The organism is Paraburkholderia sp. UCT70 (assembly GCF_050434085.1).
Classification (GTDB): Bacteria; Pseudomonadota; Gammaproteobacteria; order Burkholderiales; family Burkholderiaceae; genus Paraburkholderia; species Paraburkholderia tuberum.
This window is the reverse complement of sequence record NZ_JBNPVZ010000002.1, coordinates 2,883,410-2,905,308: the sequence shown is the minus strand read 5'-3', so window position 1 is coordinate 2,905,308 and position 21,899 is coordinate 2,883,410. Positions and strand designations below refer to the sequence as shown.

Annotated in this window: 15 protein-coding genes and 5 pseudogenes; 5 read left to right on the top strand and 15 right to left on the bottom strand. The window is 62.8% G+C overall.

Annotated elements, in window-relative coordinates:
• Positions 1-110: 110 nt before the first annotated feature.
• Complete coding sequence (locus OKW41_RS15665) at positions 111-2,066, top strand: aconitase family protein (protein ID WP_429573082.1); 1,956 nt, start codon at positions 111-113, stop codon at positions 2,064-2,066.
• Positions 2,067-2,200: 134 nt separating this feature from the next.
• A complete protein-coding gene (locus tag OKW41_RS15660) occupies positions 2,201-3,691 on the top strand; it encodes an MFS transporter (protein WP_429573081.1) in 1,491 nt (496 codons plus the stop codon).
• A gap of 111 nt (positions 3,692-3,802) precedes the next feature.
• On the opposite strand, the gene OKW41_RS15655 is transcribed toward OKW41_RS15660, so the two are convergent.
• The 6 genes and pseudogenes from OKW41_RS15655 to OKW41_RS15630 all read right to left on the bottom strand — a co-directional run.
• Positions 3,803-4,174 carry a BON domain-containing protein gene (locus OKW41_RS15655; RefSeq protein WP_429444029.1) on the bottom strand — a complete coding sequence of 124 codons (372 nt, stop codon included), beginning with the start codon at positions 4,172-4,174 and terminating at the stop codon, positions 3,803-3,805.
• Between the two features lie 492 nt (positions 4,175-4,666).
• Positions 4,667-7,060 carry a DNA polymerase II gene (locus OKW41_RS15650; protein ID WP_429573080.1) on the bottom strand — a complete coding sequence of 798 codons (2,394 nt, stop codon included), beginning with the start codon at positions 7,058-7,060 and terminating at the stop codon, positions 4,667-4,669.
• Positions 7,061-7,215: 155 nt separating this feature from the next.
• Entirely contained in the window at positions 7,216-8,226 is a 1,011-nt protein-coding gene (locus OKW41_RS15645; protein WP_429573079.1) for a DUF2891 domain-containing protein, read from the bottom strand.
• A gap of 10 nt (positions 8,227-8,236) precedes the next feature.
• A pseudogene (locus tag OKW41_RS15640) lies at positions 8,237-8,662 on the bottom strand (5-oxoproline transporter, DUF979 family subunit); the annotation flags it as partial.
• A gap of 2 nt (positions 8,663-8,664) precedes the next feature.
• Positions 8,665-8,945: pseudogene (locus OKW41_RS15635) on the bottom strand (5-oxoproline transporter, DUF969 family subunit); the annotation flags it as partial.
• An 84-nt stretch (positions 8,946-9,029) separates the two neighbouring features.
• A pseudogene (locus OKW41_RS15630) lies at positions 9,030-9,548 on the bottom strand (LysR substrate-binding domain-containing protein); the annotation flags it as partial.
• Between OKW41_RS15630 and OKW41_RS15625 the strand changes: the two are divergent.
• A pseudogene (locus OKW41_RS15625) lies at positions 9,548-9,811 on the top strand (MFS transporter); the annotation flags it as partial. The pseudogenes OKW41_RS15630 and OKW41_RS15625 sit on opposite strands and share 1 nt — an antisense overlap.
• Before the next feature lie 132 nt (positions 9,812-9,943).
• Here the strand turns inward: OKW41_RS15625 and OKW41_RS15620 are convergent.
• Positions 9,944-10,675: a DUF2278 family protein gene (locus OKW41_RS15620; RefSeq protein WP_429444026.1), complete on the bottom strand. Its 732-nt coding sequence runs from the start codon at positions 10,673-10,675 to the stop codon at positions 9,944-9,946.
• Between the two features lie 240 nt (positions 10,676-10,915).
• Positions 10,916-11,650 carry an alpha/beta fold hydrolase gene (locus tag OKW41_RS15615; protein WP_429573078.1) on the bottom strand — a complete coding sequence of 245 codons (735 nt, stop codon included), beginning with the start codon at positions 11,648-11,650 and terminating at the stop codon, positions 10,916-10,918.
• 396 nt (positions 11,651-12,046) lie between these two features.
• Between OKW41_RS15615 and OKW41_RS15610 the strand changes: the two genes are divergently transcribed.
• Positions 12,047-14,020, top strand: coding sequence for an alkaline phosphatase family protein (locus OKW41_RS15610; protein WP_429573077.1), 1,974 nt, complete (start codon positions 12,047-12,049; stop codon positions 14,018-14,020).
• A gap of 171 nt (positions 14,021-14,191) precedes the next feature.
• On the opposite strand, the gene OKW41_RS15605 is transcribed toward OKW41_RS15610, so the two are convergent.
• The 6 genes and pseudogenes from OKW41_RS15605 to OKW41_RS15580 form a co-directional block, all read right to left on the bottom strand.
• Complete coding sequence (locus tag OKW41_RS15605) at positions 14,192-15,646, bottom strand: aspartate aminotransferase family protein (protein WP_429573076.1); 1,455 nt, start codon at positions 15,644-15,646, stop codon at positions 14,192-14,194.
• Positions 15,647-15,695: 49 nt separating this feature from the next.
• Positions 15,696-17,030 (bottom strand): glutamine synthetase family protein, encoded by a 1,335-nt coding sequence (locus OKW41_RS15600; RefSeq protein ID WP_429444022.1) that lies wholly within the window; start codon positions 17,028-17,030, stop codon positions 15,696-15,698.
• A pseudogene (locus tag OKW41_RS15595) lies at positions 17,023-17,199 on the bottom strand (gamma-glutamyl-gamma-aminobutyrate hydrolase family protein); the annotation flags it as partial. The pseudogene OKW41_RS15595 and the gene OKW41_RS15600, both read right to left, overlap by 8 nt.
• Before the next feature lie 378 nt (positions 17,200-17,577).
• Entirely contained in the window at positions 17,578-17,799 is a 222-nt protein-coding gene (locus OKW41_RS15590) for a hypothetical protein (protein WP_026226309.1), read from the bottom strand.
• A gap of 247 nt (positions 17,800-18,046) precedes the next feature.
• The gene (locus OKW41_RS15585) at positions 18,047-19,066 is read right to left on the bottom strand and encodes a VTT domain-containing protein (RefSeq protein ID WP_429573075.1); all 1,020 of its coding nucleotides are present in this window, start codon (positions 19,064-19,066) and stop codon (positions 18,047-18,049) included.
• 306 nt (positions 19,067-19,372) lie between these two features.
• Complete coding sequence (locus OKW41_RS15580) at positions 19,373-19,789, bottom strand: cupin domain-containing protein (RefSeq protein WP_429444020.1); 417 nt, start codon at positions 19,787-19,789, stop codon at positions 19,373-19,375.
• Positions 19,790-19,966: 177 nt separating this feature from the next.
• Here OKW41_RS15580 and OKW41_RS15575 point away from each other — a divergent pair, with 177 nt between their 5' ends.
• A complete protein-coding gene (locus OKW41_RS15575; protein WP_429573074.1) occupies positions 19,967-20,572 on the top strand; it encodes a peroxidase-related enzyme in 606 nt (201 codons plus the stop codon).
• A 42-nt stretch (positions 20,573-20,614) separates the two neighbouring features.
• Here the strand turns inward: OKW41_RS15575 and OKW41_RS15570 are convergent, their stop codons facing one another.
• Positions 20,615-21,895, bottom strand: coding sequence for an MFS transporter (locus tag OKW41_RS15570; protein WP_429573073.1), 1,281 nt, complete (start codon positions 21,893-21,895; stop codon positions 20,615-20,617).
• Positions 21,896-21,899: the final 4 nt, after the last annotated feature.

Sequence of the window (21,899 nt, the reverse complement as noted above, 5' to 3'; positions counted from 1 at the left end):
CGCCGCGGCTGCGCCATCGAGCATTCGCGAAACGAGACGGCAGCGTTGCCGCACCGGCACTTCGGCATCCGCCTTGCGCACCGTATAGTGAGCGCAAGGAGAATGCAGTGATGAGCGATACGATTCGTTTGGACGGCCGCGTGCTGTACCTGTCGCAAGACCCGGCCGTGATCGAGGCGCAACTGGCCGGCGAAAACTTCACTCGCGACACGGCGGGGCCGTTGCGCGACAACGTGTCGACGGACGAGATCACGCCCGTCACCGTAATGCTCACCTACGACGAGCGCCTCGGCCAGTACCCGTACGTCGGCTTCAAGGCCGGCGAGCGTCTGCCGATCGGCCGCAATGCGGTGAAGGACGGCGGCTTTCGCGTGACGGTGGCCGGCAAGCGCTACGGCAAGGGCTCGTCGCGCGAATCGAGCCCGCTCGCGGAGTTGTCCGCAGGTATTCGCCTGATCGTTGCCGAAAGCTTCGAGCGTATCTATCAGCAGAACTGCGACAACATCGGCATTCTGACCACGACCGATTTTTCCGTGCTCGATCGCCTGCTTGCAGGCGTTGCGGTGCCGATCGACGAATTCCTGAAAGGCCGCGACTCGCTCACGCAGCAGATCATCCGCAGCGGCGGGCTGCTCGCGTATAGCCGGTTCGCGGAGTGGCCAGCGCCGGGCGGCCGCGCGAGCGATGCCCCGAACGAGGCGCCGGGCGCCGAGCCGAAAACGCTGGTCGAGAAGATCATCGACCGTCATCTGCATCCGGGCACCGCGAGCGCGCAGCGCGGCGACGGCGTGTTCATCGCCGCCGACTGGCGCTTCAGCCACGACTATTTCACCGGCATGTGCGCGCATCTGATGCATCGGGCGTTCGGCAAGCCCGCGCCGCTGCATGCGCCGGATCACATCATCGCGTTCCAGGATCATCTGGTGCTCGCGCCGCAGAGCATCCCTCACGTGCGCGACGGTCTGTTGCCGGGCGTCGCGAATCTGATGGAAGGCCACACGTCGTTTTCGCGCGGCTACCCGGTGCGCTCGCACGGCGCGCTCGATGGTGTGCCCGGCTCCGAGGGCATCTGTCATGCGTTGATGGCCGAGCAATACGCGCTGCCGGGCCAGGTAGCATGCGGTACCGATTCGCACACGCCGCATTCGGGCGCGCTCGGCTGCCTCGCATTTGGCGCGGGCGCGACCGAAATCGCCAATAGCTGGGTCACGGGCTACGTGCGCTGCAAGGTGCCGGAGACGCTGCGCATCGAGATCGACGGCCAGTTGCGCGACGGCGTGAGCGCGAAGGACGTCGTGCTGCATCTGTTGCGGATGGAGGCGATTCGCTCGGGCGGCGCGATCGGCCTCGTGTTCGAATACGGCGGCGCGGCGGTGCGTGCGATGTCGATCGACGAACGTGCGACGCTGACCAACATGGTCGCGGAACTCGGCGGCTTCACCGGCATCGTCGAACCGGACGAGCGCACGGTCGCGTTCCTGAAGGAGCGGCGCGGCGTCGATTTCGTGCTGGAAGGCTGGATGAAAAGCGACGCGGACGCGATCTATCGCGACACGATCCATATCGATGCGAACGCGATCGAACCGATGCTCGCGCGTCCGGGCGACCCCGGCAATGGCGTGCCGGCGCCGCGGCTCGAACAGGACGTCGCGATCGATATCGCGTACGGCGGCTCGTGCACCGCGGGCAAGCGCGATGACTTCGATTTCTATCACGAGGTGCTGCGCTGGGGCGTCGAGCACGGCCTACGGGTGCCCGAGCGCACGCGTTTGTATCTGCAATTCGGCACGATGGCGGTGCGCGCGTATTGCGAGGAGCAGGGCTATCTGTCGGTGTTCGAGCGCGCGGGCGTGACGCTCGTGATGCCTGGCTGCGGCTCGTGCGCAAACTGCGGACCGGGGCAATCGGCCAACCCGAACGACGTGACGATCAGCGCGATCAACCGCAATTTCCCCGGCCGTTCGGGACCAGGCGACGTCTGGCTCGCGAGCCCGTACACGGTCGCGGCGAGCGCGCTGGCCGGGAAAATCACCACGTTCGAACAATTGCAACGCGGGCACGGCTAGAATGCTGGCCGGACTCCGGTCGACCCATCGTGGCGCGTGCGACGCGCGACAAGACGCAAGGCCGGCATCGAACCGGCCGCGGTAAGCGATCAGCCCTGCCGTAAAAGCAGTCGCAACAGAAGGAGACAGACAACATGGCATTCCCCGATCCCGCGGGGTCCGTCGCGCGCAGCGGCGGTACCGTGGCGCATTCCACTGACGCGGCCGGCAGCGCCGAGCGCAGCGCGCCCGCGCAGGTGGCGGGCCACGCATCGCTCGACGCCGGCAGCATTTCGGCGCGCCTCGACCGCTTGCCCGCCACGCGCTCCGTCTGGAAGCTGGTGGTGCTGCTGAGCCTCGGCTTTTTCTTCGAACTCTACGACCTGCTGTACTCCGGCTATATCGCTCCGGGCCTCGTGAAAAGCGGCATGTTGACCGCGACCACGCATGGCCTGTTCGGCTCGACCGGCGTCGCGAGTTTCATCGCTGCGCTGTTTAGCGGCCTGTTTATCGGCACGATCGCGTGCGGTTTCCTCGCGGATCGCTTCGGGCGGCGCGCGGTGTTCACCTGGTCGCTGCTGTGGTACACCGCGGCGAACGTCGTGATGGCGTTTCAGGAGACCGCGACGGGCCTTAATTTCTGGCGCTTCGTCGCCGGTGTCGGCATCGGCGTCGAACTGGTGACGATCGGCACGTACATCTCCGAGCTGGTGCCGAAACAGATCCGCGGCCGCGCGTTCGCGTGCGAGCAGGCGGTCGGCTTCACGGCCGTGCCGGTGGTCGCGTTTCTATCGTTTCTGCTGGTGCCGCGCACGCTGTTCGGTCTGGACGGCTGGCGCTGGGTCGTGCTGATCGGCGCGCATGGCGCGCTATTCGTCTGGTGGATTCGCCGCGCGTTGCCGGAAAGCCCGCGTTGGCTCGCGCAGCAAGGACGTCTCGCCGAAGCCGACCGCGTGATGAACGCGCTCGAGGCGAAGGTACGTCACGAATATGGCCGCGAGTTGCCGCCGCCGGCGCCGCCGGTGACGATCCCACCGCGCGGCAGCTTCCGCGACATGTGGGTACCGCCGTACCGCAGCCGCACGCTGATGATGACGATCTTCAACGTCTTCCAGACGGTCGGCTTCTATGGCTTCGCGAACTGGGTGCCGACGCTGCTGATCAAGCAGGGCATCACGATCACGACGAGCCTGATGTATTCGAGCGTGATCGCATTGGCCGCGCCGCTCGGTCCGATCATCGGGCTGTTTATCGGCGATCGCTTCGAGCGCAAGACGGTGATCGTCGTGATGGCCGGCGTCAATATCGTGTGCGGGTTGTGGTTCAGTCAGGTATCGGGTGCGGTGCTTCTCGTGAGCCTCGGAGTGTGCCTGACGCTGGCCGGCAACATCATTTCGTACAGTTATCACGCGTACCAGGCCGAACTGTTTCCGACCAGCATCCGGGCGCGCGCGGTCGGCTTCGTCTACTCGTGGAGCCGCTTTTCCGCGATTTTCACGGCCTTTCTGATCGCGGCCGTGTTGCGCTACTTCGGCACGACCGGCGTGTTCGTGTTCATCGCGGGCGCGATGCTGATCGTGATGCTGGCGATTGGCTTGATGGGGCCGAAGACGAAAGGGCTCGAACTCGAGAAGATATCCGCATAGCGAAGGCCGGCTGTCGAGCCGGCCCGCCACCATGTGCCGCATTTGCTATGCCATCAATGGAATGCACGGTCAGAGCGCCGGCCTTCCTGCAAAGCGGGGTCCAGGACTGCTTCAGGTGCCCACAGGACGGATCGACAGCGCGTTCCTGACCGAAGTTACGCCAGGTACCCCTTTCGCCACCTCGGTTGCCCGGTCGCTTTGTGCCTGAAGCGGTACGCTGCCCTGCAGCGTGACAGCACCATCGCGGGCGCGAACTGTGATATTGGCCGTTGAGATGTTCCTGTCTTTCACCAGCGCATTTCGAACCTGACGCTGTAGCGCCCGGTTCGCTGCTTTCATTGACTTGTAATGCGATCGGGCTTCGGGCGTCGTGGTCGGGGCAGACGCAGGGGCGTTAGCGTTGCTCGCCTGCGCATAGGCGTGAATCGAACCCGAAATCAGAAGGGCGGTACCGACCAGTTTGACGGCGTGGATTGCTTTCATGCATCTTCTCCTGTCGTTGCAGATCGTTGGGGCTACAGATTCACGGATATCACACACACGCCCCCACAATATTTCTGAGGCCGATCAAATGGCACTATAGGACAATAAAGGGTTAGGTCAAGCAACAATGCAAATCCGGCCAATTGCGCGGACAACCGAAGAAATTAGAATACTTCAAATTATGATGGCTCTCTAATTCTGTTGATAGGGTTGCAAATCAAAACTAAGGATTAGTTTTTTTCCGCCTTTAACCACGGATTACCGGTGTCTGATTGACATTTTTAGCCATCCCCGATGTAGCGGCACAGTTACATTGCGCCGTCGATTTACGCCGGCCTGGAGAGCGCGGAGCATGCGATACGCGACCCGCGGCAACTCGCTCTGCCGCACCTTTGCTGTGCATAACACGCACTCCGATGAAGAGGCCGGGCCGCCGTCCATGGTGAAGTAGGCAATTCGTCCATGCTCGCAGCCGCGCGTTCGCCGCCCCGATCAGAACAACTGCTTCTGCCCCGACATCAGCGTCGTGAAATCGTCGCGTAGCAACGGCAGAATCGCGTCGGCAACCGGCTGCAATTGCCGCGTCAGATAGTGCTCGTAGTCGATCGCCGAGCGCAGCGTTTCGAGCGGCTCGGGGCCGGCCACCGTCATCACGTAGCTGATCCAGCCGCCGTTCTGATATTGCAGCGGACGTCCCTGCTGGCGATTGAACTCATCGGCGACGCGTGCCGCGCGCACATGCGGTGGCACGTTGCGCTCGTAAGCGTCGATCGGTCTGCGCAACTGCTTGCGATAGACGAGCTGATCGTCGAGCCGGCCGGCGAGCGTATCGCGCACATAGTCGCGCACGTAATCCTGATACGGCTGCTGCTTGAAGATGCGCCGATACAGCTCCTGCTGAAACTGCTGCGCAAGCGGCGTCCAATCGGTGCGCACGGTTTCGAGCCCTTTGTAGACCACGTCCTCGCGACCGTCCGGCAATACCGTAAGTCCTGCGTAGCGTTTCTTGCTGCCTTCCTCGGCACCGCGCACCGTCGGCATGAAAAAGCGCCGATAGTGCCGCTCGAATTGCAGTTCCAACGCGCTGTCGATACCGAAGCGCGCCTGCAGCTTCTGCCGCCACGCCGCGTTGATATGTTCGACGAGCGCGCGGCCGATGCGCGCGGCGTCTTCCTCGTCATGCGCGTGCCTGAGCCAGACGAAGGTCGAATCGGTGTCGCCGTAAATCACTTCGTAGCCTTGCGCCTCGATCAGCTCGCGTGTGGTGTGCATGATCTCGTGGCCGCGCATCGTGATTGACGACGCAAGCCGCGGATCGAAGAAGCGGCAGCCGGTCGAGCCTAGCACGCCATAGAACGCGTTCATGATGATCTTCAGCGCCTGCGATAGTGGCTTGTTGTGCTCGCGCTTGGCCGCTTCGCGTGCCTGCCACACCTGCGCGACGATCGACGGTAAGCAGTGACGCGTGCGTGAAAAGCGCGCGCCGAGAAAGCCTGGTACCGAGCTCGCGTCGTCGGGATGCAGCATGCCTTCGACCAGACCGAGCGGGTCGATCAGAAACGTGCGGACGATCGACGGATACAGGCTCTTGTAGTCGAGCACGAGCACCGAGTCGTAGAGCCCGGGCCGCGAATCCATCACGAAGCCGCCGGGGCTCGCGGCGCCGGCCACGTCGCCGAGATTCGGCGCGACATAGCCCTGCCGATGCATGCGCGGCATGTACAGATGCGTGAACGCCGCGACCGAGCCGCCGCTGCGATCGGCGGGCAGGCCGGTCACGGTCGCGCGTTCGAGCAGGAACGGCAGCAACTCGGTCTTCGCGAAGATACGCGTGACGAGTTCGCAGTCCTTCAGGTTGTAACGCGCGAGCGCGGGCTTGTCTTCGTCGAAGCGGCGCTGGATTTCGTCCATCCGCTGATACGGATTGTCGATCGCCTTGCCTTCGCCCAGCACCGAGCGCGACACGTATTCGAGGCTGAACGACGGGAAGCTCCACGTCGCCGAACGCAATGCCTCGATGCCGTCGATGACCCAACGACCCGCCACGCCCGCGAAAAAGTGATTGCGCGTGACGCCGTGTTCGCGCCACTCCATCACCGCACCGCCTCGTCCGATGCGCAGCGGCACGCGATACTGCTCGGCATGTTGTTGCAGTACCTTCAGATCGAACTGCACGAGGTTCCAGCCGATGATCGCATCGGGATCGTGCCGCTCCATCCACTCGATCAGCTTTTCGAGCAGCTGTGCGCGGGTTTCGCAGTATTCGAGCTTGAAGTCGATGGCGTCGATGGCGTTGCCGTCGTTGCCATTCGGCGGCCCAAGCATATACACCTGCCGCTCGCCGCAGCCTTCGAGCGCGATCGAATATAGCTCGGCATGCGCGCTCGTTTCGATGTCGAGCGACACGAGCTTCAACGGCGGACGATATTCGTTGGACGGTTTGAGTTCGCTGTCGAGCCAGGGGCCATCGAGCCCCGGACCATTCTGCTGCGGCACGCCGCTGAACCACACCGGCGCGGTGATGAAGCGCTCCATCATGTAGCGCTCGGGCGGCTGGATATCGGCTTCGTAGACATCGACACCGCCTTCTCTGAGGCGCTTCTCGAAGCCCTTCAATTGGCGGTATTGCGCACAGTAAAGCCCGCTGACCGGCCGATGCTGGAAGTCGCGCAATTCGAGCGAACGCAGATCGAGCGGTGCGTCGCGGCGCAGGATCGCTTCGGCGCGTTCGCGATGTTCGGCCGGAATGAAGGCGACGGACGGCTGAGGGCGCAGACGGATGTGGCGCGGCCCGCTGTCCGTGGCCAGCCAGAACTCGATTTCCGTGCCGGCGGGCGTGTCCCGCCAATGTCGGGTCAAAATGAAACCCTGCTCGAACTCAGTCAAACTTCCACCTTTAAAGCGGCGCAATCGCCTTGCGCGATTTTACCGCCGCAGGCAGGGACTGTTGAACGGGCAATGAAAAGGGCGCTTCGTACTGAAGCGCCCCAACCAGCACGGCTTCAACTCTTCAAAGCCGGTTCAGTTCGTTCCCGGTTCGCTCAAGCTTCGAGCGCCAGCGTCGCGAACGTGGCGAGCCAGTGCTCGCCCATGTAGTGGCCGGCCACATGCGGCAGCGCGCTGTGCAGATGACGCTCGGCCGCATCGAACAGCACGGTGCGACGCACGTCGCCGGCGGGCAGCGCACGCGCGAGCGCACGCTGGCACCACGCGCGGCTCAGATTGAGGCCGTCCAGATGCGCGATCTTGCCGTCGCTGCGATCGGTCACGGTGACGGGCTCGAACAGCGTCGCCGGTTTTTTCGCGCCGAGGTCCGGCAGGAAGCGTCCGAACCAGTCGGCGAACTGCGCCGACGGCAACACACGCCGCATCAACTCCGCTTCCATCAGCGACGGCGACAGGAACTCGTCGCCGGCCGGCTCCCACGCCTGACACGCTACGTCGTCCAGATACCAGCGCTCCGCGGTGCGGACGATCAGCGCCTCGAGCGATTCGCGCGAGGTTTGCCGCGCGAAATCGAGCGTCAGCGCGAGCGCGAACGCCATGTTGAAGTGCGTGCCGACGCGCAGCGGATAGGTTGCTTTCGGCAGGAACTCCTCGAAGCGCTCGACGAACGCCTCGGTGAGCGGCGCGAACGTCTTCGCACAGCGCGCGGCTTCCGAGATTTTCATCGACTGCAACTGCGCGCCGAGCGCGAGCAGCCACGCCCAGCCATACGGACGCTCGAAGCCGCGGTTGTGCGGCAGGTCCAGATACGCGAGTTCGCCGGCGACGTTCGCCGCGGTGAAATGCTCGTCGACCACGGCGATGATGCGCGCGGCCTCGGGCAGATCCGGGAAGCGTTCGAGCAGATGCAGGATCAGCCAGTAACCGTGCACGCACGAATGCCAGTCGTAGCTGCCGTAGAAGATCGGATGCAAGGCGCGCGGACCCTGCACGTCCTGCGGTCCTTCGAGCGAGTGCGTGAGCTTGTTCGGGTATTCGCGCGTGAGATGGGCGAGCGCGACATTGGCGAATCTGGACGCGAATTCGCGGGTGAGCTGGGTGGTCATCGGCGGCTCCTCAGAAGCGGAATACGAACGCGTACAACAGTATGGTGTTGACGATCAGCAATAGTAAAGCGGTCGGCCATTGCGCCTGGATCACGCCGTTCTGGTCCTTCAGTTCGAGCAGCGCGGCGGGGACGATGTTGAAGTTCGCCGCCATCGGCGTCATCAGCGTGCCGCAGAAACCGGACAGCATGCCGATCGCGCCGAGAATCGCGGGGTTGCCGTTGAACTGATGCACGATCAGCGGCAGGCCGATGCCGGCCGTCATCACCGGAAACGCGGCGAACGCGTTGCCCATGATCATCGTGAAGATGGCCATGGCGAACGTGTAGGCCGCGACGACCGCGAACAGCGCGCCGAGCACGAGCGAAATCAGCGTGACGTTCTTCGTTTCGACGAAGGGCGCGTACTTGAGCGTCAGGGTACCGACCAACGTGATGAGAGCACGCGGCCGGTGGTGGCCGCATGCAAGCGCGAGATCAGATGCCGCGCCTGTTGCTTCGACCGTTGCGTTCGAGCAGCGCGATGACCGGCAGCGTGAGCCAGATCAGGCCCATATAGCGGTTATCCGCGAATGCCTTGCCGAACGCGCTGACGATCTCCCCCGTCTGCAAGCCGCCGGCTATCCCGGTCGCGACGCCCGCGATCGTCACCACCAGCAGCGCGTTGAAGCGCAATGCGAAGCCGAGCACCACGATCGGCACGCCAATCAAAACCCCCATCCGGCTCTCCTTGCTTCGTTTCCTCGACGCATGGCGACGGAATCTAACACGAGACTTTATTGATAAATAGTCGATAAAATATACTTATCGGGTAAACGCCGAGAAAGTGGCAGCGTGTGCGGGAAACGATCGACCCGCAGTCGTGCCCTCCGCCGTCAACTGCCGCAACTGCTCCAGCAGCTTGACCGCCGGGCTCGGCAGAATCCCCTGGCGCCGCCGGAACGCGGTCAACGTGCGCCGCCCGACCACGCCTGGGACGCCGAGCGTATCGAACACGCCGGCCTTGCTTTCGGTCACGTACATCGTCGACGCCATCCAGCTCAGAAAGCCCGAACGCGCGACCAGGCTCTTCAGCGCCGTGACCGAGCGCGTTTCGACGACGACGTTCGGCAGTCCCAGCCCGCGCCCGGCAAACACGCTCTGCATGTGCTCGAACGGGCCGGTGCCGCGTGGCGGAATCGCCCAGCGTTCGCCCAGCGTGTCGGCGAGCGTGAGGTCAGGCTTGCGCCGCAGCGGATGATCGAGCGCGGCGACCACGTAGCTCGCGTCTTCCCAGCGGCAATCGGCGATCGCGGTGATCTCGTCGGTATCGGGCACGGCCATTCGTCAATGCGGTGCAATCGACGATGTACGCGCTGTGCGCACACGTCTATCCGACCAGCGTGCGGGCGACGGGCACCGCGTCGGCACTCGCGTTCGGCCGCGTCGGCGCGATTCTGAGCGCATTCGCCGGTGCCGCGGTGATCACGGCCGGTGGCGCATCTGGCTATCTGCTGATGCTCGGTATCGCAATGGTCATCGTGCTGATCGCGCTGGCGGTGGTGCAGCGGCATATTCCGCGTCGAGGCGCCGCGAGCGCGCGCTGATCGACGCGACGTCTCTCGCGGTGCGTTCCTATCGCGAGGGACTTTTGCGCGCGATCTGATTTTCCCCTTTGCAAGAACCTGTTTCTCGCGCATCGCGGCGGTTTCCACTTGCCCAATGCACGAGCGACGCTATCAACCTTGCTGAATATAAACCGGCAACGCCACTGCATTCGCCGCCGGATCGCCGGCCGCATTGGTCGGCAAATACTGTGTCTGAAACGCGGTAAACATCGCGGCAAACCCATCGGCGCGCTGCACGATCACCGCGCCGTCCTGGAACGCGCCGTTTTCGTTGTAATGCGGGCCGCGCGGATTGCCCTGATTCATGTGAGTCTCGTGAAGACCGTCCTTCTTCGGCAGAAACAGAAAGCCGAACCCGTAGACCACGATGCCCGCGGTGGTCGGTGTCCAGAAATCGCGGTTGTGCAACTGGCCGCTGCCGTTGTCGTAGGGCAGACTTTGCGACGGCTTGCTTTCGTCGATGGTGAGGATTTCGTCGATGATGTCGTTGACGTCGGCGCGGTTGCCGTTTCGATCCTCGTAGGGGACCGGCCGCATGCGGTGAATGTCGAGCAGGCTGCTGTCCTGGAAGTAATCGAGCCGTGGAAAGCCGCTCGTGTAGAGGCCGAGGTTCAGGGGCTGCAGTTTCGCGGTGAGTGGATCGGCGAAGTTCAGATCGGCATAGAAGTACACGTCGTCGTTACCGCTTGCGCCCGGTTGCGTCGACGCCGAATTGACGACGATGTTGAATGGCGTGTTGTCGTTGCCAGTCACCGTGATCACATAGTGCGGACTGCCTATATACGAATCTTTGAAAGGCGCCGCGCGCAGTAGTTTTCCCTTGAACATGCAGTATTCGTTCATGACTGAATGACCTTCTCGAAGTTGACGAATGGAAAGCGACGTATCCAAGCATACGGTGCTACACGTCGATAAACAACCGCGCCCGCTGTCATACGCTTGCAATGTTTTTATCGCACCGCTATTGCGGTGTGCGAGCAATGATCATTACGCGTGGCGCTACGGGTTGGAGACGCGCAAGGACAAGGCGTGGCATTTCCTCGCGTCGGACGACGGCTGACGGCCAGGCGGCCGTCGAACAGATCAACGAGCCGTATCGAACCCGGCCGCCCACCGAGCCCATTCGACCAGCGCTTCGGTCACATCGTCGGGCCGCTCCATCGTGCACATGTGACCGCTTCGTTCTATCACGCGAAGCTTCGAGCCACGAATCTGCGCGTGCATTTCCTCGTGACGCGCCAACGGACTCCATTTGTCATCGCGGCCGCAGACGATCATCGTCGGGCACGCGATGTCGCGAAGCAGGGCCGTTGCGTCGGGACGATCGAGCAGCGCGCGGATCTGCGCCGCGAATTTGTCCGGCGTGCTTCGCTCGATCATGTCGAGCACCGCCTCGTAGATGGCGCAATCGTGGCGGTCGGCGTTGACCATGCCGGGCGCCCACTCGTTGCCCATGGCCCGCATGCCTTTCGTGCGCGCGAGCTCGAGCAGGCGCAGTCGCTGCGCGCGTTCGTTTTCGCCGGCCTCGCCAGCGGCGCGCGGGATATAGCCGGTGTCGAGCAACGCGAGCCCGGCGACCCGTTCCGGTGCGCGCCGGACCACTTCGAGCGCGACCCGTCCTCCCATCGAATGACCCGCGACCAGCAGGCGGTCTACCGAAACCGACTCGAGCACGCGTTCGGCCATCGCGCCGAGCGAGTCGCGCATGCCGTAGTCGGGCACGAAGCAGGCGCCGATCGCGCCAAGCGCGCCGCGCTGATCGGCCCACACTGCGTCGTCGCAAAGCAGTCCAGGGAGCAAAGCGATCTGGTGGGTCATGGGTGGGTCCTGTGATGCGTTAGACGGATAAAGGACGGCACTCGATACGAGGCCATCGTCGAATGGTAACGGCGCACGCGGAAAACTCTGAACGAAACGCGCACACCGACCTGCGAGTCCTTTCCGGAACACTGCGCAAATGTCATGCCGCCGACGTCGATAACCGGCCATTCATAGCCATGATTCGGCCGTTTCGGACACTTGTCAGTAATCAATCGCCCTATCGTGGACGCAATGCGTTCAGGCAGTCCGACGACAGCCAACTGTAATGCGAGCGACTCTCCATGTTCATGCAGGAACCCTAAGGTCTTACCGTTGTAACCAACGGTAAGGAGACGGCAAATGGCGACATTCCACCTGTCACAACGATGCAATAAGCTGTACCTACGACTTTCGATGTCAGCAGTTGCGGGAGCGGCCGCGCTCGCATTCGCTACGATGCCCACAGGGGTGTCTGCGGCAAGGGACGATCATGCGGCCCAGACCCTAACGCCAATCAAGCATGTGATCATCGTTGTCGGCGAAAACCGAACGTTCGACCACGTGTTCGGCACCTACCAACCACCGCAAGGCCAATCAGTGTGGAATCTGCTGTCGCGGGGCATCGTCAATGCGGATGGTTCGCCGGGCCCGAACTTCAACAAGGCGCAGCAATACGAAGCGCAATTGGTTGGACCGGCAAAATTTGCGTTAGCCCCGCCGAACAAAACCCCGTACATGCTGCTGCCGGCCCCCAATACCGGCGGTGCGCCGACGGCGGCTAGCGACGCAAGTCCGCCACCTTTCGCGACTCACGATGCGGCCGTGCAGGCCGAAGGCACGGCACTCGAGGCGTCCGACATCGATCAGTTGCTGAGCGGCGCGACCGGACTGCCGAAGGATGTAAAGGATTCGCGGGTGGCCAACTACAACGCGTTGCCGAGCGGTCCATATCTGTTGCAGCCGCCACTCTACGATGCGTACATGGGCGGTCCGGTGCACCGCTTCTATCAGGCGTGGCAGCAAGCGGATTGTGCCGTCGCACATGCGAGCCGCGAGAATCCGAGCGGGTGCCTCGGCGATCTGTTCGCATGGGTGGAAACCACCATCGGCGCGGGCAGCAACGGCAAGCCGCAACCGACGCCTTTTACCGATCAGACCACCGGCGAAGGCTCGAATGCGCTTGGCTTCTACAACGTGAACAACGGCGACATGCCGTACTTCACGAAACTGGCCCAGCAATACGCGATGAGCGATAACTATCACCAACCGGTGATGGGCGGAACCGGGGCGAACAGCATCATGATCGGTGCGGCTGATGCGTACTACTACACCGACGGCAGCGGCAATGCGGCAACGCCGCCGTCGGATCAGATCGAGAACGCTGATCCGTTGGCCGGCACCAACAACTGGTACACCCAGGACGGTTACTCGGGGGGCAGCTATAGCAACTGTTCGGACCCGGGCCAGCCCGGCGTCGGCGCGATCCGCCAATACCTTGAATCGCTGCCCTACGATCCCAAGCCGAACTGCGCGCCGAAGCACTATTACCTGCTCAACAATTACAACCCGGGATATAACGGCGACGGCACGGTGCTCGACAGAACGAAGTCGCCGTTCACGATCCCCCCGTCACCCGTGCGCACCGTCGGGGACACGCTGCTTGATCGCAAGATCCCGTGGAAGTACTACGGGGAGGGCTGGAACAGCTTCATTAAGGATCCGTCGACAAGCGTCTACTGCAACATCTGCAATCCGTTCCTGTACGAGACGTCGATCATGACGAACAAGCACGTCCGGAACACACATCTTGCGGACTTGCCAGACCTGTACGCGGATATCCAGGCGGGCAATCTGCCAGCTGTGTCGTTCGTGAAGCCTGGCGGACTGCTCGATGGGCATCCGACATCGTCGAAGTTTGGGCTTTACGAGGCATTCGTGAGAAAACTGGTCGACGCGGTGAAGAGCGATCCGAAGCTATGGGCCACTACCGCGATCCTCATCACCACCGACGAGGGCGGCGGCTACTACGATTCCGGCTATGTGCAGCCCATCGACTACTTTGGTGACGGCTCGCGTATCCCGATGATCGCAGTGTCGAAGTATTCCGCTGGCGGGCGCATTTCGCACGGCTATGCGGATCACGCGTCGTTGGTCAAGTTCATCGAACGCAACTGGGGGCTGCCACCGATTACCGGACGTAGTCGTGACAACTTGCCGAACCCGGTCCAGCACAGCGATAACCCATACGTGCCGGTCAATGCGCCCGCGATCGGCGACCTGTTCGATCTTTTCGACTTCGACCGGGACTCCGACACGCACGGGCATCATGACGGGTCGCACCCGGACCATGATGCAGACAACGGCGGTAAGGGCTGGTGGCCTTTCTGACCATAACCTGGAACGCTCGCGCGACCGGTACAACGTAAAGCAGGACCGCCGCGCGTTCCGGCGGCGGTCACGGGGGGGCAGATGATTGGTGCGATCCTGCGGCCGACCGGCGATTTGAAGGCTGTGCGGGCACTCGAGGGCTGAGGGAAACTGAATCGCAACCACGCAGTGCTATCGGATGCCCACCTGCCGCGCGGTCGCATCGATCGCCGCTTCTGCCTTCGAGACGATTTCGTCGATTTCCGGCCGGCTGACCACGAGCGGCGGCGACAGCAACATCCGGTCGCCGCTCGCGCGCATGATCAGATTGCCGTTGAAGCAGAAGTCGCGGCACATCGTACCGACATCGCCGCCATTCGCGAAGCGCTTGCGCTCGAGCGGCTTCTCAGCGAGTTGCACGCCCGCCACGAGGCCCGCGCCGCTGATCTCGCCAACGATAGGATGACCGGCGAACGTCTCACGCAGTTTGTTCTGAAAGTACGGACCCGTATCCACTTTGACGCGCTCCACGATCCTCTCGTCGCGCAGCAGTTTCAGATTCGCAAGCGCGACGGCCGCCGCGACCGGATGCCCGGAGTAGGTGAGGCCATGATTGAAGTCACCGTTGTCGATCAGTGCGCGGGCGACGCGATCATGTAGACCGACGGCCCCCATCGGCACGTAACCGCTCGTCAGTCCCTTCGCGAGCGTGATCAGGTCCGGCTCGAAGCCGAAGTGCTGATGCGCGAACCATTCGCCGGTTCGGCCGAAGCCGCCGATCACTTCGTCCGCGACGAGCAGCACGTCGTACTTGCGGCAAATGCGCTCGATTTCCGGCCAATACGTCTCAGCCGGAAAAATCACGCCGCCCGCTCCCTGGAAAGGCTCACCGATAAATGCGGCGACATTGTCCGCACCGAGTTCGAGAATCTTCGCTTCGAGCTGCCGCGCGCGAGCCAGTGCGAATTCTTCCGCCGTCTGATCGCTTGCCGCTTCGCCGAAGAAATAGGGCTGATCGATATGTACGATGTTCTCGACCTTCGATGGCATCTGCTCATGCATATAAGCCATGCCGCCGAGCGTGCCGCCCGCGATCGTCGACCCGTGATAAGCGTTTTTGCGCGCGATGACGAACTTCCTCGCGGGCTGTCGTTGCGTCGCCCAGTATTGATGGACGATGCGCAGCACGGTGTCGTTGCCTTCCGAGCCGCTGTTGCAGTAGAAGAAGTGATTGAATGGGGCGGGCGTCAGTTCGGCGAGCAGGGCAGACAGTTCAATCACGGGCGGATGCGTCGTCTTGAAGAACGTGTTGTAGTACGGCAGCTCCCGCATCTGCCGGAATGCGGCGTCGGCCAGTTCCTGGCGGCCGTAGCCGACGTTCACGCACCAAAGTCCCGCCATGCCGTCGATGATCTTGTTGCCCTCCGAGTCCCACAGGTACACGCCTTGCGCCTTGACGATCACGCGAGAACCCGCGCGATTGAGCGAGCCCATATCCGAGAACGGATGGATGTGATGCGCGGCATCGAGCGCGCGGTATTCGGCGGTGCTGCGCGATGTGGCTTGCGAGGTCGGCGCGTCTTTCGTGCCGCCATGCTGCGACGTTTCCTTTTCCGCATACATCACGTCTTCAGTCTTATAGCTCATACTGCCTCCGTCTTTTCAAGGTTCTCATTGACCGATTGGCCCGCAGCACTCAAACGTGCAGCAGCAAATGCCGGCGTTCCCACGAACTGATCACCCGGAAAAACGCTTCGTATTCGGTCTCTTTCAACGCGAGATACGCGCGGACGAACTGCTCGCCGAGTACTTCGGCAATCGGCTCGCACGCGCTCATCAACGTCAAGCCTTCTTCGAGATTGCGCGGTAATTGATAGGGCAGGGCATAGCCGTCGCTCGCCAGCGGTTCGGTTGCGGCGAGCCGCTGCGTGATGCCGAGATAGCCCGCCGCCAAGGTCGCGGCAATCGCCAGATACGGATTGCAATCGACACCCGGAATCCGGTTCTCGATGCGGCGCGCGACCGGCGCGGAATGCGGAACCCGGAAGCCGACCGTGCGATTGTCATAACCCCACGCGACATTGATCGGCGCGGCCATGAAACGCGACAGACGCCGGTACGAATTGATGTACGGCGCGAAGATCGGCATCAGCGCCGGCGTGTATTTCTGCAAGCCGGCGATATAGCCGGTGAACAGCGAGGTCGGCTCGCCGTCGGCGGCGGTGAACAGGTTGCGGCCGGTTTCCATATCGACGAGGCTTTGATGCATGTGCATCGCCGAGCCGGGTTCACCTTCCATCGGCTTCGCCATGAAAGTCGCGTACATCTTGTGACGCAACGCCGCTTCGCGCACGGTGCGCTTGAATAGAAACACACTGTCCGCGAGCTTGAGCGGATCGCCGTGCATGAAGTTGATTTCCATCTGCGCGGCGCCGACTTCGTGTATCAGCGTATCGACTTCGAGTTCCTGCACGTCGCAGTACTCGTAGATGTCTTCGAACAACGGGTCGAATTCGTTGACCGCTTCGATCGAATACGCCTGGCGTCCGGTTTCCGCGCGACCCGTACGTCCGACCGGCGGTTGCAACGGCAGATCGGGATCGCGGTTCATGTCGACCAGATAGAACTCGAGCTCCGGCGCGATCACCGGTTTCCAGCCGCGTGCCTTATATAGATCGAGCACGCGCCGCAGTACGCAGCGCGGCGAGATTTCGACCGGCGTGCCGTCGAAATGCACGCAATCGTGAATCACCTGCGCGGTCGGGTCGACTGCCCACGGAATCATCCGGATCGTGCTCGCGTCGGGTACGCACACCATGTCGGGATCGGTGACGCCGGTCAGCGAATCGCTTTGCGGATAGTCGCCGGTGACGGTCTGGATCATCACCGCCTGCGGCAGACGCATCGATTCGCCCGATCCGAACTTGCTGCGCGGAATGATCTTGCCGCGCGCGATGCCGGCCATGTCCGGAATAATTGCTTCGATTTCGGTGACATGATGCTTTTTCAGAAATTCGTCGATGTCATGCATGATTGTTCTCTCTGTTTTGGTCCGCGACCTGGGTCATGTGTGCAGGGTTTCGTGTATGCATGCGCTGGCGACACGCGTCGCCGAAGGCGCGAAATATCGCGGTCGATAACGAGTCGGCAGCATGTTTCCATTCCGCATGCCATTGCACGCCGAGCGCAAATGCGCGAGCGAGTCGTCCTTGTTCCCGCGATGGTCGTTCAGTCCGCCGACCACGTGCGACGGATGAGCGCGGAGCATCGTTCTATCGGCGGTGATTCCTGCTATTGGTTGGTTTCGCATAACGAATAGGCGTGTCGATCCCACGCCGCACACCACGTGAACGGCGTTAAATAGCGCGCGCGGCGAGGTGGGAAAACGCCAAGGCGAGTCGACGCCAAAGCGAATCCGCGCAATTACGCGCAGCGCTTACCAGATTAGAAGCGGTTCGATTGAATCCGTCGCGATGCGCGGTGATCAGTCAGTGCCGCGCGGACGCAAGCAGCCAGTTCGCGAAAACGCGTGCAAACGGACGAATCGAGCAGCGAAAAGAGATGAAAGAGGAGAGGCGCTACGGCAGCAGCGAAGCGACTTCGTCTGTGCGCACCGCGATGAACGCGCGCGCGGAGAGGACGTTGCGGCGTCGAACGGAACGACGCGACAGGACTGTGATGACGGACAGAAAGCGGCGAAACGCAAGGCTGCCGTTGCTGCCGTCGGCGCTGGCGCCGTCAGCGCAAGTACAACGCGCCTGACTGCGATTCCAATTCACCAAAGGGCCTCGGACTCTCACAATGACACTCGACTGGCGTAGTTGAGGGTATTGAACGGCCTGTTTCGACTCCACAGCGGATATTGAAGAAACAGGACACGGGTTGATCGAGAAGAAACGGTACTAGACGGTAGTAGCTTAATTCGCCGCGCCGCCCACGCGATCTCCCAATAGCTAGAATATACGAGCTAAAAATGCCGTCAATTTATTTTTAGATTTTGGCAAAGCGGCATCGAGCGTGATGCCGCGTGTTTCGTCCACTGTTCATTCACACCGCGAGACGTGCGCGCACCGCGTATTCGCCTTCGTTGCCCTTGTCTTCGAGCATGTGTGCCATCGCCATATTGAAGTCGGTCGGCAGTGGCTCGACCGGATAGCCGCGCATTTCCCACGCATCGAGACCGCCCTTCAGCGCGCGCACGTGATGAATGTTCTTCCGATGCAATTGCCTGACGATGCGCTTCGCGGTCGCTTCGTTGGGACACACGCAATAGACGACGATCGGCCGCTTCAGGTATTCCGGATGAATCGGATCGGGCGACTCGAGATCGAGCGGCCGCGCGCCGGCAATGCGGTGCGATTCCTTTTCGCGGACGGTGCCCGGGCGCGCGTCGAGAATCAGCGGCGGTTCGTTCGACTTCATCATCGCGTCGAGCTGATCGGGCGAAATGCGCGTATGCGCGAGCCAGCGACGAAACTGCAAGCGGCGCAGCCAGCGATACACCAGAACCGCCGCGAAGATCACCGCGAACGTATCGAAGATCGTGCCGCCGTTGTGTCGCACGAGCAGCATCATTTGCACGATCTGGTCGTGCAGGGCGCCGCCGCCGATCACCCAGACGCTGGCCCACAGCGTGGCACCGACCATGTCCCACCACAGAAACACGCCGACGCCGATAGCGGTCGTCCCAAGCAGCGGCGCGGAAATCAGGCCGAGACCGGGCAGGAACTTCGCGACGGTTAGAATCGGTGCGCCATAGCGCTCATAGGTATTGCGCGCGACGCGTACCGTGGTGTCCAGCGACAAAGAGAAGCGCACGAGGTAATTGAGCAGACGGCGGCCGTACGCGCGTCCGGTGAAAAACCACAGCGAGTCGGCGATCAGCGTCGCACCGACCGCCGCGCAGATCATGTTGACGTACGAGGCTTCTCCCACCGCGGCCATCGTTCCAGCGAGAATCAGCATCGGCGCGGCCGGAATCGGCATGCCGAGCTGCGTGACGAGCACGCTCATGAAGACGGCCCACACGCCGGCAGACGGTGGAATAGCGACCGGGAAATGCCACACAACCGCGCTCCTGATAAGCCAATAAAAGAAAAAAGAATCGTCAGCGCCGAGGCCGATACATGCCACAAACGACGCGAACGGCCGTGCGGGGGCACGCGCGCGCGTCGACGCGAAAGACGGATTTAAGCACAGGTGGCGAGTCGGCGTTGTGAAAGAACGCCGACGAAATCGCGCGCGACCGACGAATGGGCGCGGCGCACGACGCGGCGCGGCCTGCATGCGCCGCGCGGCAAGTTGATCAAACCGGGTTGAGAAGCATGATTTGCCTCGTTTCAGGCGAGGCGGTCCGGGAAGAGGCCCGTTGCCTCACGCATCCTCGGACGGATCATAGGGCACCACGCGCTCATGCTCGTCCGCGTGATTGCGCGCGACGATCGCGCGCGCCGCGGCGTTCGCGTCGAGATTGAACGGCTGATGCGGCACGCCCGGCGGAATGAACAGGAAGTCACCCGGCTCGGTGATGACCGACTCGCGCAAGCCCGGGCCGTAGCGCGTCTCGATCTTGCCTTCGAGCATATAGATCGCTGTCTCGTAGTCGGCGTGAAAGTGCGGCTCCGCATGGCCGCCAGGCGGGACCACGACCATGTACATCGACAGCCCGGTGCTGCCCGCGGTGCTCGCCGAAATCCCGACGAAATAGGGCAGCCGCTGCATCGTCGCCATTTCCCGTTCGGGCCGCACCTTGACCACCGGGGCCCGCGCGTCGTGCGTAACGTTTGACATGGTCGCTCCTTTCGTCGCCGCCGTGCCGGGCGGCTTCACGCATGCCGAACTGAAAGTCTAGACGATACGGGCGGCAATGTCGGACGTGATCGAGCGGACCCGGTGAAGCGCGGGCGACCGCGAAATCGCGTTGCTACAATGGTCGGCATACCCCGACCGAGATCACGGAGACAGCGCATGGCCACGCTTCAGCCCATCAGCCGCTACCCGGTCCCCGAGCCGAGCGAGTGGCCCGAAGACATCAGTGCCCGCATTCTCGAAGTGCAGGAGAAAGCGGGTTTCGTGCCGAACGTGTTTCTGACGCTCGCGCATCGGCCCGACGAATTCCGCGCGTTCTTCGCTTATCACGATGCGTTGATGCTGAAAGAGGGCGGTCTAACGAAAGGCGAGCGGGAGATGATCGTGGTCGCGACGAGCGCGGTCAACGATTGTCTTTACTGCGTGGTCGCCCACGGCGCGATTCTGCGCATCTACGAAAAAGCGCCGCTGCTCGCCGATCAGGTCGTGGTCAATCACCGCAAGGCCGACATCACGGACCGCCAGAAGGCGATGCTCGATTTCGCGCTGAAGGTGTGCCGCGCGTCGGGCACGGTCGACGAAGAAGACTTCCAGACACTGCGCGGCCACGGCTTCACCGATGAAGACATCTGGGACATCGCGGCAATCACCGCGTTTTTCGGGCTGTCGAACCGGATGGCCAACGTGATCTCGATGCGTCCGAACGACGAGTTCTATCTGATGGGGCGTGTGCCGAAAGCCACGGCGGATGCACCGAAAAAGTAGCCTCGACTGGAATCGCTTCATCATCTCTATCGGCAATTCGCATCACGCCTGCGCGGGGCGAGATGAACGCCGCGCGGGCGTCATCACCACGGTGTCGTCGATCGGGAAATGCAGCAGTGCCGCGATCAATCCCGCCGCGACCGTCGCTACCCATAGCAGTGAGTACGAGCCCGTCAGATCGAACACGAGGCCACCGAGCCACGCGCCGAGAAAAGAGCCGATCTGATGGCTCAGAAAGCACACGCCGAACAGGCTGCCGAGGTGACGCGTGCCGAACACCTTGGCGACTAGCCCGCTCGTCAGCGGTACGGTGCCGAGCCACGTGAGGCCCATCACCGCCGCGAAAATCACCACGGACACAGCGCTTTTCGGCAGCGCGAAGAATGCGGCGATCGTCGCGCTGCGAATCAGATAAAGCCAGCCGAGCACATGATGTTGGCGGAACCGGCCGCCGAGCCAACCACATGCCCAACTGCCCGCCATGTTGAACAGGCCGATCAGCGCAAGCGCGGTGGCGCCCAGCCCGATCGGCATATGACACAGCGTCAGATACTCGGGCAGATGCGTCGCGATGAACGCGAGCTGAAAGCCGCAGGTGAAGAAGCCGAGCGTCAGCAAGCGGTAGCCGCGATGGCGCATCGCTTGTGACAGAACCTCGCGCAGCGCCGCCGCGGGCGCGTCCTCGAACCGCGCCTGAGCCGTTGCGTGGATCGGCGCACGCCGGTCGAGCACGATGCCGAGCGGCGCGATCAGCAGCATGGCGAAAGCGAGCACGAATAGCGATGTCGCGATGCCCGAATGCAGCCGGATGCCTTGTACGAGCGGCACCATCAGCACCTGTCCGGCGGAGCCGCCGGCGCTGACGAGCCCCATCGCGACGCTGCGCTTCTCCGGCGACGCAACGCGGCTGACCGCTGGCAACACCACGCCGAAGGTCGTGCAGCTCACGCCGATGCCGACCAGCAATCCCATGCCGGTCACCAGTAGCGCACCGCTCGGGGCGACCGCCGACAGCGCGAGGCCGGCCGCGAACGTCGAAGCGCCGAACGCGACCACCGGCGCCGAGCCATAGCGATCCGCGGCCGCGCCCGCGAACGGCTGCGCGAAGCCCCACACGAGATTGTGCAGCGCGATCGCGAAAGCGATCAGTGTGACCGGCAGACCGCGGTCGAACGAGAACGGGCCGATGAACAGGCCGAAGGTCTGGCGGATGCCCATCGCGGCGCTCAGGATCAGCGCACCGGCGACGATCACGAGCGTCGTGGTGACGGTCGTCGCCGGAGCGAGGGCGGGGGCGGGTTGCTTGCTATGGGTCGTCGACATGGCG

Excerpts from the sequence above, each read along its gene's own strand:
- OKW41_RS15655 (WP_429444029.1), bottom strand. The coding sequence starts at position 4,174 with ATGAAAGCAATCCACGCCGTCAAACTGGTCGGTACCGCCCTTCTGATT.
- OKW41_RS15580 (WP_429444020.1), bottom strand. The coding sequence starts at position 19,789 with ATGTCAAACGTTACGCACGACGCGCGGGCCCCGGTGGTCAAGGTGCGG.
- OKW41_RS15610 (WP_429573077.1), top strand. The coding sequence starts at position 12,047 with ATGTCAGCAGTTGCGGGAGCGGCCGCGCTCGCATTCGCTACGATGCCC.
- OKW41_RS15600 (WP_429444022.1), bottom strand. The coding sequence starts at position 17,030 with ATGCATGACATCGACGAATTTCTGAAAAAGCATCATGTCACCGAAATC.
- OKW41_RS15660 (WP_429573081.1), top strand. The coding sequence starts at position 2,201 with ATGGCATTCCCCGATCCCGCGGGGTCCGTCGCGCGCAGCGGCGGTACC.
- OKW41_RS15575 (WP_429573074.1), top strand. The coding sequence starts at position 19,967 with ATGGCCACGCTTCAGCCCATCAGCCGCTACCCGGTCCCCGAGCCGAGC.
- OKW41_RS15570 (WP_429573073.1), bottom strand. The coding sequence starts at position 21,895 with ATGTCGACGACCCATAGCAAGCAACCCGCCCCCGCCCTCGCTCCGGCG.
- OKW41_RS15605 (WP_429573076.1), bottom strand. The coding sequence starts at position 15,646 with ATGAGCTATAAGACTGAAGACGTGATGTATGCGGAAAAGGAAACGTCG.
- OKW41_RS15615 (WP_429573078.1), bottom strand. The coding sequence starts at position 11,650 with ATGACCCACCAGATCGCTTTGCTCCCTGGACTGCTTTGCGACGACGCA.
- OKW41_RS15665 (WP_429573082.1), top strand. The coding sequence starts at position 111 with ATGAGCGATACGATTCGTTTGGACGGCCGCGTGCTGTACCTGTCGCAA.
- OKW41_RS15645 (WP_429573079.1), bottom strand. The coding sequence starts at position 8,226 with ATGACCACCCAGCTCACCCGCGAATTCGCGTCCAGATTCGCCAATGTC.
- OKW41_RS15620 (WP_429444026.1), bottom strand. The coding sequence starts at position 10,675 with ATGAACGAATACTGCATGTTCAAGGGAAAACTACTGCGCGCGGCGCCT.